Below are 13,228 nucleotides of genomic sequence, written 5' to 3' on the forward strand. Positions count from 1 at the left end.
CTAGTGTTCGAAAGAACACTCACAGATTAATAACGTTTGCTTTTTAGTCTTTTGACTAAAAACATAGATTAAGTTATTAAGGGCGCACGGTGAATGCCTTGGCACTAGAAGCCGATGAAGGACGTTACTAACGACGATATGCTTTGGGGAGCTGTAAGTAAGCTGTGATCCAGAGATTTCCGAATGGGGAAACCCAACACGAGTTATGTCGTGTTATCGATATGTGAATACATAGCATATCCGAAGGTAGACGCGGAGAACTGAAACATCTTAGTACCCGCAGGAAGAGAAAGAAAAATCGATTCCCTGAGTAGCGGCGAGCGAAACGGGAAGAGCCCAAACCAATGAGCTTGCTTATTGGGGTTGTAGGACACTCTCTACGGAGTTAGAAAAGAATAGATTAGACGAAGTAACTGGAAAGTTACATCAGAGAAGGTAATAATCCTGTAGTCGAAAATCTATTCACTCTTGAGTGGATCCTGAGTACGACGGAGCACGTGTAATTCCGTCGGAATCTGGGAGGACCATCTCCTAAGGCTAAATACTCTCTAGTGACCGATAGTGAACCAGTACCGTGAGGGAAAGGTGAAAAGTACCCCGGAAGGGGAGTGAAATAGAACTTGAAACCGTGTGCTTACAAGTAGTCAGAGCCCGTTTATGGGTGATGGCGTGCCTTTTGTAGAATGAACCGGCGAGTTACGATCTGATGCAAGGTTAAGCAGCAAATGTGGAGCCGTAGCGAAAGCGAGTCTGAATAGGGCGTTGAGTATTTGGTCGTAGACCCGAAACCAGGTGATCTACCCATGACCAGGCTGAAGTTCAGGTAACACTGAATGGAGGGCCGAACCGACTTACGTTGAAAAGTGAGCGGATGAGTTGTGGGTAGCGGAGAAATTCCAATCGAACCTGGAGATAGCTGGTTCTCTCCGAAATAGCTTTAGGGCTAGCCTCAAGTGATGATTATTGGAGGTAGAGCACTGTTTGGACGAGGGGCTCTTCTCGGGTTACCGAATTCAGACAAACTCCGAATGCCAATCAATTTAACTTGGGAGTCAGAACGCGAGTGATAAGATCCGTGTTCGAAAGGGAAACAGCCCAGACCACCAGCTAAGGTCCCAAAATATATGTTAAGTGGAAAAGGATGTGGCGTTGCCCAGACAACTAGGATGTTGGCTTAGAAGCAGCCATCATTTAAAGAGTGCGTAATAGCTCACTAGTCGAGTGACACTGCGCCGAAAATGTACCGGGGCTAAACATATTACCGAAGCTGTGGATTGTCCGTAGGACAATGGTAGGAGAGCGTTCTAAGGGCGTTGAAGCATGATCGCAAGGACATGTGGAGCGCTTAGAAGTGAGAATGCCGGTGTGAGTAGCGAAAGACGGGTGAGAATCCCGTCCACCGATTGACTAAGGTTTCCAGAGGAAGGCTCGTCCGCTCTGGGTTAGTCGGGTCCTAAGCTGAGGCCGACAGGCGTAGGCGATGGATAACAGGTTGATATTCCTGTACCACCATGATTCGTTTTAAGCGATGGGAGGACGCAGTAGGATAGGCGAAGCGTGCTGTTGGAGTGCACGTCCAAACAATAAGACTGAGTGTTAGGCAAATCCGACACTCATAAGGTCAAGTTGTGATGGGGAGAGGAAATTGTTTCCTCGAGTCGCTGATTTCACACTGCCAAGAAAAGTCTCTAGCTAGAATACTGGTGCCCGTACCGCAAACCGACACAGGTAGTCAAGATGAGAATTCTAAGGTGAGCGAGCGAACTCTCGTTAAGGAACTCGGCAAAATGACCCCGTAACTTCGGGAGAAGGGGTGCTCTTTAGGGTGCAAGCCCAGGAGAGCCGCAGTGAATAGGCCCAAGCGACTGTTTATCAAAAACACAGGTCTCTGCTAAACCGTAAGGTGATGTATAGGGGCTGACGCCTGCCCGGTGCTGGAAGGTTAAGAGGAGTGGTTAGCTTCTGCGAAGCCACGAATCGAAGCCCCAGTAAACGGCGGCCGTAACTATAACGGTCCTAAGGTAGCGAAATTCCTTGTCGGGTAAGTTCCGACCCGCACGAAAGGCGTAACGATTTGGGCACTGTCTCAACGAGAGACTCGGTGAAATCATAGTACCTGTGAAGATGCAGGTTACCCGCGACAGGACGGAAAGACCCCGTGGAGCTTTACTGTAGTCTGATATTGAAATTCGGCACAGCTTGTACAGGATAGGTAGGAGCCTTAGAAACGTGAGCGCTAGCTTACGTGGAGGCGTTGGTGGGATACTACCCTTGCTGTGTTGGATTTCTAACCCGCACCATTAATCATGGTGGGAGACAGTGTCAGATGGGCAGTTTGACTGGGGCGGTCGCCTCCTAAAGAGTAACGGAGGCGCTCAAAGGTTTCCTCAGAATGGTTGGAAATCATTCATAGAGTGTAAAGGCATAAGGAAGCTTGACTGCGAGACCTACAAGTCGAGCAGGGTCGAAAGACGGACTTAGTGATCCGGTGGTTCCGCATGGAAGGGCCATCGCTCAACGGATAAAAGCTACCCCGGGGATAACAGGCTTATCTCCCCCAAGAGTTCACATCGACGGGGAGGTTTGGCACCTCGATGTCGGCTCATCGCATCCTGGGGCTGTAGTCGGTCCCAAGGGTTGGGCTGTTCGCCCATTAAAGCGGTACGCGAGCTGGGTTCAGAACGTCGTGAGACAGTTCGGTCCCTATCCGTCGTGGGCGTAGGAAATTTGAGAGGAGCTGTCCTTAGTACGAGAGGACCGGGATGGACATACCTCTGGTGTACCAGTTGTCGTGCCAACGGCATCGCTGGGTAGCTATGTATGGACGGGATAAGTGCTGAAAGCATCTAAGCATGAAGCCCCCCTCAAGATGAGATTTCCCAACTTCGGTTATAAGATCCCTCAAAGATGATGAGGTTAATAGGTTCGAGGTGGAAGCGTAGCGATACGTGGAGCTGACGAATACTAATCGATCGAAGACTTAATCAATTTTTAAACGTTTTGTTTGGTTTCATTCATTTTACTTATTATCTAGTTTTGAATGTATAATTTCATACATTGCATTGTCTGGTGACAATGGCAAGGAGGTCACACCTGTTCCCATGCCGAACACAGAAGTTAAGCTCCTTAGCGCCGATGGTAGTCGGACTTACGTTCCGCAAGAGTAGGACGTTGCCAGGCAAATCCATATAGACCTTTAGGTCGTTTTTTTATGGAGATTTTAAATTAATTCGATATAATGGTTGACTTTTTCATTAAAAACCTGTAGAATTAATTTTTGTGATTGAAAGAAATGAACATTGAAAACTGAATGACAATATGTCAACGTTAATTCCGAAAACACAACAACTTAAAGTTGTTAACAAGTGTTGAAAAAACACATTTAGTATTATGAGCTAATCAAACATCATAAATTTTTATGGAGAGTTTGATCCTGGCTCAGGATGAACGCTGGCGGCGTGCCTAATACATGCAAGTCGAGCGAACAGATAAGGAGCTTGCTCCTTTGACGTTAGCGGCGGACGGGTGAGTATCACGTGGGTAACCTACCCATAAGACTGGAATAACTCCGGGAAACCGGGGCTAATGCCGGATAATATTTAGAACCGCATGGTTCTAAAGTGAAAGATGGCCTTGCTATCACTTATGGATGGACCCGCGCCGTATTAGCTAGTTGGTAAGGTAACGGCTTACCAAGGCAACGATACGTAGCCGACCTGAGAGGGTGATCGGTCACACTGGAACTGAGACACGGTCCAGACTCCTACGGGAGGCAGCAGTAGGGAATCTTCCGCAATGGGCGAAAGCCTGACGGAGCAACGCCGCGTGAGTGATGAAGGTCTTCGGATCGTAAAGCTCTGTTATTAGGGAAGAACAAATGCGTAAGTAACTGTGCGCGTCTTGACGGTACCTAATCAGAAAGCCACGGCTAACTACGTGCCAGCAGCCGCGGTAATACGTAGGTGGCAAGCGTTATCCGGAATTATTGGGCGTAAAGCGCGCGTAGGCGGTTTTTTAAGTCTGATGTGAAAGCCCACGGCTCAACCGTGGATGGTCATTGGAAACTGGAAAACTTGAGTGCAGAAGAGGAAAGTGGAATTCCATGTGTAGCGGTGAAATGCGCAGAGATATGGAGGAACACCAGTGGCGAAGGCGACTTTCTGGTCTGCAACTGACGCTGATGTGCGAAAGCGTGGGGATCAAACAGGATTAGATACCCTGGTAGTCCACGCTGTAAACGATGAGTGCTAAGTGTTAGGGGGTTTCCGCCCCTTAGTGCTGCAGCTAACGCATTAAGCACTCCGCCTGGGGAGTACGACCGCAAGGTTGAAACTCAAAGGAATTGACGGGGACCCGCACAAGCGGTGGAGCATGTGGTTTAATTCGAAGCAACGCGAAGAACCTTACCAAATCTTGACATCCTTTGATCGCTCTAGAGATAGAGTTTTCCCCTTCGGGGGACAAAGTGACAGGTGGTGCATGGTTGTCGTCAGCTCGTGTCGTGAGATGTTGGGTTAAGTCCCGCAACGAGCGCAACCCTTAAGCTTAGTTGCCATCATTAAGTTGGGCACTCTAGGCTGACTGCCGGTGACAAACCGGAGGAAGGTGGGGATGACGTCAAATCATCATGCCCCTTATGATTTGGGCTACACACGTGCTACAATGGACAATACAAAGGGCAGCTAAACCGCGAGGTCAAGCAAATCCCATAAAGTTGTTCTCAGTTCGGATTGTAGTCTGCAACTCGACTACATGAAGCTGGAATCGCTAGTAATCGTAGATCAGCATGCTACGGTGAATACGTTCCCGGGTCTTGTACACACCGCCCGTCACACCACGAGAGTTTGTAACACCCGAAGCCGGTGGAGTAACCTTTGGAGCTAGCCGTCGAAGGTGGGACAAATGATTGGGGTGAAGTCGTAACAAGGTAGCCGTATCGGAAGGTGCGGCTGGATCACCTCCTTTCTAAGGATATATTCGGAACATCTTCTACGAAGATGAAACGGAATAACATTGACATATTGTATTCAGTTTTGAATGCTCATCAGAGTATTTAAAATATTATAGAAATGGGCCTATAGCTCAGCTGGTTAGAGCGCACGCCTGATAAGCGTGAGGTCGGTGGTTCGAGTCCACTTAGGCCCACCATTTTGTACATTGAAAACTAGATAAATAAGTAAAATAATGATTTTACCAAGCAAAACCGAGTGAATAGCGTGTATACGCTTGAATTCAAAAATAATCGCTAGTGTTCGAAAGAACACTCACAGATTAATAACGTTTGCTTTTTAGTCTTTTGACTAAAAACATAGATTAAGTTATTAAGGGCGCACGGTGAATGCCTTGGCACTAGAAGCCGATGAAGGACGTTACTAACGACGATATGCTTTGGGGAGCTGTAAGTAAGCTGTGATCCAGAGATTTCCGAATGGGGAAACCCAACACGAGTTATGTCGTGTTATCGATATGTGAATACATAGCATATCCGAAGGTAGACGCGGAGAACTGAAACATCTTAGTACCCGCAGGAAGAGAAAGAAAAATCGATTCCCTGAGTAGCGGCGAGCGAAACGGGAAGAGCCCAAACCAATGAGCTTGCTTATTGGGGTTGTAGGACACTCTCTACGGAGTTAGAAAAGAATAGATTAGACGAAGTAACTGGAAAGTTACATCAGAGAAGGTAATAATCCTGTAGTCGAAAATCTATTCACTCTTGAGTGGATCCTGAGTACGACGGAGCACGTGTAATTCCGTCGGAATCTGGGAGGACCATCTCCTAAGGCTAAATACTCTCTAGTGACCGATAGTGAACCAGTACCGTGAGGGAAAGGTGAAAAGTACCCCGGAAGGGGAGTGAAATAGAACTTGAAACCGTGTGCTTACAAGTAGTCAGAGCCCGTTTATGGGTGATGGCGTGCCTTTTGTAGAATGAACCGGCGAGTTACGATCTGATGCAAGGTTAAGCAGCAAATGTGGAGCCGTAGCGAAAGCGAGTCTGAATAGGGCGTTGAGTATTTGGTCGTAGACCCGAAACCAGGTGATCTACCCATGACCAGGCTGAAGTTCAGGTAACACTGAATGGAGGGCCGAACCGACTTACGTTGAAAAGTGAGCGGATGAGTTGTGGGTAGCGGAGAAATTCCAATCGAACCTGGAGATAGCTGGTTCTCTCCGAAATAGCTTTAGGGCTAGCCTCAAGTGATGATTATTGGAGGTAGAGCACTGTTTGGACGAGGGGCTCTTCTCGGGTTACCGAATTCAGACAAACTCCGAATGCCAATCAATTTAACTTGGGAGTCAGAACGCGAGTGATAAGATCCGTGTTCGAAAGGGAAACAGCCCAGACCACCAGCTAAGGTCCCAAAATATATGTTAAGTGGAAAAGGATGTGGCGTTGCCCAGACAACTAGGATGTTGGCTTAGAAGCAGCCATCATTTAAAGAGTGCGTAATAGCTCACTAGTCGAGTGACACTGCGCCGAAAATGTACCGGGGCTAAACATATTACCGAAGCTGTGGATTGTCCGTAGGACAATGGTAGGAGAGCGTTCTAAGGGCGTTGAAGCATGATCGCAAGGACATGTGGAGCGCTTAGAAGTGAGAATGCCGGTGTGAGTAGCGAAAGACGGGTGAGAATCCCGTCCACCGATTGACTAAGGTTTCCAGAGGAAGGCTCGTCCGCTCTGGGTTAGTCGGGTCCTAAGCTGAGGCCGACAGGCGTAGGCGATGGATAACAGGTTGATATTCCTGTACCACCATGATTCGTTTTAAGCGATGGGAGGACGCAGTAGGATAGGCGAAGCGTGCTGTTGGAGTGCACGTCCAAACAATAAGACTGAGTGTTAGGCAAATCCGACACTCATAAGGTCAAGTTGTGATGGGGAGAGGAAATTGTTTCCTCGAGTCGCTGATTTCACACTGCCAAGAAAAGTCTCTAGCTAGAATACTGGTGCCCGTACCGCAAACCGACACAGGTAGTCAAGATGAGAATTCTAAGGTGAGCGAGCGAACTCTCGTTAAGGAACTCGGCAAAATGACCCCGTAACTTCGGGAGAAGGGGTGCTCTTTAGGGTGCAAGCCCAGGAGAGCCGCAGTGAATAGGCCCAAGCGACTGTTTATCAAAAACACAGGTCTCTGCTAAACCGTAAGGTGATGTATAGGGGCTGACGCCTGCCCGGTGCTGGAAGGTTAAGAGGAGTGGTTAGCTTCTGCGAAGCCACGAATCGAAGCCCCAGTAAACGGCGGCCGTAACTATAACGGTCCTAAGGTAGCGAAATTCCTTGTCGGGTAAGTTCCGACCCGCACGAAAGGCGTAACGATTTGGGCACTGTCTCAACGAGAGACTCGGTGAAATCATAGTACCTGTGAAGATGCAGGTTACCCGCGACAGGACGGAAAGACCCCGTGGAGCTTTACTGTAGTCTGATATTGAAATTCGGCACAGCTTGTACAGGATAGGTAGGAGCCTTAGAAACGTGAGCGCTAGCTTACGTGGAGGCGTTGGTGGGATACTACCCTTGCTGTGTTGGATTTCTAACCCGCACCATTAATCATGGTGGGAGACAGTGTCAGATGGGCAGTTTGACTGGGGCGGTCGCCTCCTAAAGAGTAACGGAGGCGCTCAAAGGTTTCCTCAGAATGGTTGGAAATCATTCATAGAGTGTAAAGGCATAAGGAAGCTTGACTGCGAGACCTACAAGTCGAGCAGGGTCGAAAGACGGACTTAGTGATCCGGTGGTTCCGCATGGAAGGGCCATCGCTCAACGGATAAAAGCTACCCCGGGGATAACAGGCTTATCTCCCCCAAGAGTTCACATCGACGGGGAGGTTTGGCACCTCGATGTCGGCTCATCGCATCCTGGGGCTGTAGTCGGTCCCAAGGGTTGGGCTGTTCGCCCATTAAAGCGGTACGCGAGCTGGGTTCAGAACGTCGTGAGACAGTTCGGTCCCTATCCGTCGTGGGCGTAGGAAATTTGAGAGGAGCTGTCCTTAGTACGAGAGGACCGGGATGGACATACCTCTGGTGTACCAGTTGTCGTGCCAACGGCATCGCTGGGTAGCTATGTATGGACGGGATAAGTGCTGAAAGCATCTAAGCATGAAGCCCCCCTCAAGATGAGATTTCCCAACTTCGGTTATAAGATCCCTCAAAGATGATGAGGTTAATAGGTTCGAGGTGGAAGCGTAGCGATACGTGGAGCTGACGAATACTAATCGATCGAAGACTTAATCAATTTTTAAACGTTTTGTTTGGTTTCATTCATTTTACTTATTATCTAGTTTTGAATGTATAATTTCATACATTGCATTGTCTGGTGACAATGGCAAGGAGGTCACACCTGTTCCCATGCCGAACACAGAAGTTAAGCTCCTTAGCGCCGATGGTAGTCGGACTTACGTTCCGCAAGAGTAGGACGTTGCCAGGCAATAACCCAAGAAAGAGACCGAAAGGTCTCTTTTTTTATATGAAAAAAGGCGCTAATCAGTGCCGCAGGCACAAAAAGAGCTTAACTTCTAACCTTGCATTGTCCCTGATAGAAGAAAGCGTTTGAAGCTGACGAATTGAGAGAAAGACGCAAAGAGCTTACAAGAGGTAAGTGAATAAGGAAAGAACGAAAATGAGGAAAGATGCGAGCGCTTGCCTTCGTAATCAGGAAGATTCTCCTTAGCGTCGATGGTAGCCGACTTACGTTCCGCAAGAGTAGGACGTTGCCAGGCAATAACCCAAGAGACCGAAAGGTCTCTTTTTTTATATCCAAACGGCGCTAATCAGTGCCGCAGGCACAAAAGGAGCTTAACTTCTAACTTGCATTGTCCCTGGTTAAAAAGGATTCGTAAGTGGGTTAACCACTTACGTAAGCACTACTAAGTATTGAAAAAACAAGTAGTGCTTTAAAAGCGTTTGAAGCTGATGAATGATAGGTACGCAAGTGCTTCCACACTTGCATAAGACTCACTAAGCCCAAGTTGCCTTGGACAAGTGAGTCTAAACGGTTAAGGATTTGATTAAAGCGTCGGTGTGATCTTTAATTTTTGAAAATGGAATGCCTCCAAATCCTAAAATAAATTTGGTTTCAGTGATTGTATCATCATACATACTATAAGGAATGATTTTTAAGTGGTTATCTTTTGCACGTGCTAAACATTGTTCTGTTGTTAATTTATTTTTTACAGTTAAAGTGAAATGCATGCCCGCAAGTGCGTCATCAATCTTCAACTGTTTATGATAGGGTTCTAGCGCATCAATAATATATTGAAGTTTGGCTTTATATACTTTACGCATTTTATTTAAATGCCGTTCAAAACTTCCAGAAGCCATGAATTTTGCTACGATATGTTGCATGTGTGTAGGCACTGTATTTGATGGTTTATTATGCATATGATCGAATTTATCCACTAATTTATCGGGTAGGACTAAATATGCGATTCTGCAACTAGGGAACAGTGATTTTGAAAATGAACTGATATAAATCACTTTGTCTTTCGTGTCTAAACTTTGTAAAGCAGGAATAGGTTTCCCAAAATATCTAAATTCTGAATCGTAATCATCTTCAATGATGTAGCGATCAGTTCGTTGTTGAGCCCAATGAATTAATTGGGTTCTTTTTTTGAGATTCATGACATATCCAGTTGGAAATTGGTGGGATGGTGTCACATATGCAACATGATAGTTTGAGGTTTTTAAGTTTTTTAAATCCATACCTGTCTTGTTTACTGGGAATTGCGCATAGAAGATTTCTTTTTTATCCAGTACATTTTTGATAGGTGGGTAACTTGGATTCTCAATAATGTAGTCTGTTTCTGCTAATATATCGGTTAGTAAATAAATGAGCTGTTCAGTAGATGATCCAACAATAATTTGTTCTGGTCGACATGTAACCCCTCTACTATAAAACAGATAATGTGCGATTTCTTGGCGTAACTTCCACTCCCCTTTAGGGTGCGTATATTGTAATAGATTCACTGCATTATCTTCAAAAGTGTCACGTGCGTACTTTCTAAATTGTTGGTTTGGAAAATATTCCGTATCTATTTCTCTTAAATTAAATGCGTAATCATAATGAGTTGTAACATCATTTTGAATCGTTTTTGAATCTTCATCATATTCTACAGGTGATCCTGTTCTGTGTATAAGTGGTAAATTCTCGATATCTGAGACGAAGTAACCTGAACGTGGTTTCGAGTAAATATAACCTTCATCTAATAGATATTGGTAAGCGTGCTCAATCGTAGTGTTACTCACTGAAAGGTGCTGACTTAATGCACGTTTTGACGGGAATTTATCTCCAGATTGATATTGACCTTCAATAATTTGTTGTTTTAAATCTTCATACAATTTGATATAGAGATGTGATTTTACCATATAACTGACCCCTTAAATTAATTCGGAATTGTCCCTTTTTAAATACCAGTTTATCTTTTAAAATGAATTTAATCAACTTAGTAAAGGGGTAATAATTTATGAGTAAAATGACTGGATCAGAAAGAGTTAAAAGAGGTATGGCTGAAATGCAAAAAGGCGGCGTAATTATGGACGTCGTAAATGCAGAACAAGCTAAAATCGCTGAAGAAGCTGGCGCAGTTGCAGTGATGGCTTTAGAGCGTGTACCATCTGATATTAGAGCAGCTGGTGGTGTAGCACGTATGGCTAACCCAAATATTATTGAAGAGGTTATGAATGCAGTTTCTATACCAGTCATGGCTAAAGGTCGTATTGGTCATATTACTGAAGCGAGAGTATTAGAATCTATGGGTGTTGACTATATCGATGAATCTGAAGTACTTACACCTGCAGATGAAGAATACCACTTACGTAAAGATAACTTTACTGTACCATTTGTATGTGGTTGCCGTAACTTAGGGGAAGCTGCACGACGTATTGGTGAAGGTGCAGCGATGTTACGTACGAAAGGTGAGCCAGGTACAGGTAATATCGTTGAAGCAGTAAGACATATGAGACAAGTTAATGCTGAAGTAAGTCGTTTAACAGTAATGAATGATGATGAAATTATGACTGAGGCTAAAAATATTGGTGCACCTTATGAAGTATTAAAAGATATTAAAGATCATGGTCGCTTACCAGTAGTTAACTTTGCTGCGGGCGGTGTAGCAACACCTCAAGATGCTGCATTAATGATGGAATTAGGCGCTGATGGTGTGTTCGTTGGTTCAGGTATCTTTAAATCAGATGATCCTGAAAAATTCGCCAAAGCGATTGTTCAAGCTACAACACATTATCAAGACTATGAATTAATAGGCCGTTTAGCAAAAGATTTAGGTACTGCTATGAAAGGGTTAGACATTAATGAATTGTCATTAGAAGAACGTATGCAAGAGCGTGGTTGGTAAGATGAAGATAGGTGTATTAGCACTTCAAGGTGCTGTTCGAGAACATATACGCCATATTGAATTAAGTGGACATGAAGGTATCTCTGTTAAAAGAACAGAGCAGTTAAACGATATAGATGGCTTAATCATACCTGGTGGTGAATCTACTACTTTACGTCGCTTAATGAATTTATATGGCTTTAAAGAAGCCTTACAACAATCTGAGCTTCCAATGTTTGGGACATGTGCAGGTTTAATTGTACTATCTAAAGATATAGTTGGCGAAGAAGGTTATCTCAATAAATTAGATATTACTGTTGAGAGAAATTCTTTCGGTAGACAAGTAGATAGCTTTGAAAGTGAATTAGATGTTAAAGGTGTGGCTCAAGATATCGAAGGCGTGTTTATTCGTGCACCCCATATCACAGAAGTTCATGGCGAGGCTCAAATTCTTAGTGAAATCTCAAATAAAATTGTAGCAGTACAAGAAGGTAAATATTTGGGTGTTTCTTTCCATCCTGAATTAACAGATGATTTTAGAATTACTCAATATTTCATAGATGAAATTGTAGCTAAACAAGAAAAATAATATAAATCCCATTAAAATAATAAAAAGTGGTTCGTCGCAAATATGCGATGAACCACTTTTTTATTAAATGAAGAATCCTGCTATAGCTGCTGAGATAAATGATACGAGTGTCGCACCGAATAATAATTTTAATCCAAAACGTGCAACCATATCTCCTTTTTCACTATTTAGAGATTTAATCGCACCAGAAATAATTCCAATTGAACTAAAGTTTGCGAATGATACAACGAATACTGAAATAACACCAACCGCATGGTCGCTCATATCTTTCGCCTTTCTCAAGCTTTCCATTGCTACGAATTCGTTTGAAAGTAATTTAGTTGCCATGATTGAACCTGCTTGAACGGCATCATCCCATGGTACGCCGACTAAGAATGCAAACGGCGCAAAGACAAAACCAATTAATGTTTGGAAGTCCCATGTAATATGTCCACCAGATACGCCAGTGAAGATGGCGCTCACGACACCATTGAGCAATGCAATGATTGCAATATAACCAATTAACATTGCCCCGACAATGACTGCAACTTTAAATCCGTCTAAGATGTATTCCCCTAATACTTCGAAGAAAGATTGTTTCTTTGTTTCACTTTTCTCTAAAATCAATTTATCTTCTTTTTCATCAACTGTGTATGGATTGATGATAGATGCGATGATAAAACCGCCAAATAAATTTAATACTACAGCTGTAACTACGTATCGTGGTTCAATCAACGTAAAGTATGCACCGATGATCGAAGCTGAAACTGTAGACATCGCAGACGCAGTTAACGTATAGAGTCTTTGTTTAGAAATGTGAGCTAACTCATTCTTTAATGAAATGAATACTTCTGATTGTCCCAATATAGCTGCAGCAACCGCATTGTATGATTCTAGACGACCCATACCATTAATTTTTGAAATGATTAAACCTAAGAAGTTAATGATTAAAGGTAAAATTTTTGTGTATTGTAAGATACCAATTAACGCTGAAATAAATACGATAGGTAGTAATACATTAAAGAAGAATGGTGGGTTCTTCGGATCGACATATTCGAAACCACCGAACACGAATTTTACACCTTCAGCTGCCTTTAATAGTAAATAGTTAAAGCCATTTGATATCGCTCCGATAACTGTAATACCGAACTTTGTTTTTAATAATATGAAAGCAAATACAAGTTGTATTAAGAGTAATATTCCGACATACTTCCATCGAATGTTCTTTCTGTCAGAACTAAATAAATAGGCCAAGCCTAAAAATACTGCAATCCCAATTAATCCTATGATAATATGCATAATAATTTCAGTCCCTTTTAAATTTTCTTATCTT

The 13,228-nt window shown here is 44.0% G+C and carries 4 protein-coding genes, 1 tRNA gene and 5 rRNA genes; 8 read left to right on the forward strand and 2 right to left on the reverse strand.

Going from position 1 to position 13,228, the window contains the following annotated elements:
- Positions 1-66 precede the first annotated feature (66 nt).
- The 6 genes from QQM35_RS04145 (at position 67) to rrf (QQM35_RS04170) (ending at position 8,425) form a co-directional block, all read left to right on the forward strand.
- Positions 67-2,988: ribosomal RNA gene (locus QQM35_RS04145) — 23S ribosomal RNA — on the forward strand.
- Between the two features lie 77 nt (positions 2,989-3,065).
- Positions 3,066-3,180 (forward strand): 5S ribosomal RNA (gene rrf / locus QQM35_RS04150).
- A gap of 235 nt (positions 3,181-3,415) precedes the next feature.
- Positions 3,416-4,965 (forward strand): 16S ribosomal RNA (locus QQM35_RS04155).
- A gap of 106 nt (positions 4,966-5,071) precedes the next feature.
- Positions 5,072-5,148, forward strand: a tRNA-Ile gene (locus QQM35_RS04160).
- 163 nt (positions 5,149-5,311) lie between these two features.
- Positions 5,312-8,233, forward strand: a 23S ribosomal RNA gene (locus QQM35_RS04165).
- Between the two features lie 77 nt (positions 8,234-8,310).
- Positions 8,311-8,425 (forward strand): 5S ribosomal RNA (rrf, locus tag QQM35_RS04170).
- The 16S, 23S and 5S rRNA genes sit together here with 1 tRNA gene alongside, the layout of an rRNA operon.
- A gap of 560 nt (positions 8,426-8,985) precedes the next feature.
- Here rrf (QQM35_RS04170) and QQM35_RS04175 read toward each other — a convergent pair.
- On the reverse strand, positions 8,986-10,362 hold the full coding sequence (locus tag QQM35_RS04175; protein WP_251518540.1) for a PLP-dependent aminotransferase family protein: 1,377 nt from the start codon (positions 10,360-10,362) through the stop codon (positions 8,986-8,988).
- Between the two features lie 98 nt (positions 10,363-10,460).
- Here QQM35_RS04175 and pdxS point away from each other — a divergent pair, with 98 nt between their 5' ends.
- A complete protein-coding gene (pdxS, locus tag QQM35_RS04180) occupies positions 10,461-11,348 on the forward strand; it encodes a pyridoxal 5'-phosphate synthase lyase subunit PdxS (protein ID WP_251518542.1) in 888 nt (295 codons plus the stop codon).
- Between the two features lies 1 nt (position 11,349).
- Complete coding sequence (gene pdxT / locus QQM35_RS04185) at positions 11,350-11,916, forward strand: pyridoxal 5'-phosphate synthase glutaminase subunit PdxT (RefSeq protein WP_251518551.1); 567 nt, start codon at positions 11,350-11,352, stop codon at positions 11,914-11,916.
- 63 nt (positions 11,917-11,979) lie between these two features.
- Here the strand turns inward: pdxT and QQM35_RS04190 are convergent, their stop codons facing one another.
- The gene (locus QQM35_RS04190; RefSeq protein ID WP_251518553.1) at positions 11,980-13,194 is read right to left on the reverse strand and encodes a NupC/NupG family nucleoside CNT transporter; all 1,215 of its coding nucleotides are present in this window, start codon (positions 13,192-13,194) and stop codon (positions 11,980-11,982) included.
- Positions 13,195-13,228 lie beyond the last annotated feature (34 nt).

The organism is Staphylococcus hsinchuensis (assembly GCF_038789205.1).
Taxonomy (GTDB): Bacteria; Bacillota; Bacilli; order Staphylococcales; family Staphylococcaceae; genus Staphylococcus; species Staphylococcus hsinchuensis.

What these genes read in the sequence shown, in the direction of transcription:
- pdxT (WP_251518551.1), top strand. Translation starts at nt 11,350, where the DNA reads ATGAAGATAGGTGTATTAGCACTTCAAGGTGCTGTTCGAGAACATATA.
- QQM35_RS04190 (WP_251518553.1), bottom strand. Translation starts at nt 13,194, where the DNA reads ATGCATATTATCATAGGATTAATTGGGATTGCAGTATTTTTAGGCTTG.
- pdxS (WP_251518542.1), top strand. Translation starts at nt 10,461, where the DNA reads ATGAGTAAAATGACTGGATCAGAAAGAGTTAAAAGAGGTATGGCTGAA.
- QQM35_RS04175 (WP_251518540.1), bottom strand. Translation starts at nt 10,362, where the DNA reads ATGGTAAAATCACATCTCTATATCAAATTGTATGAAGATTTAAAACAA.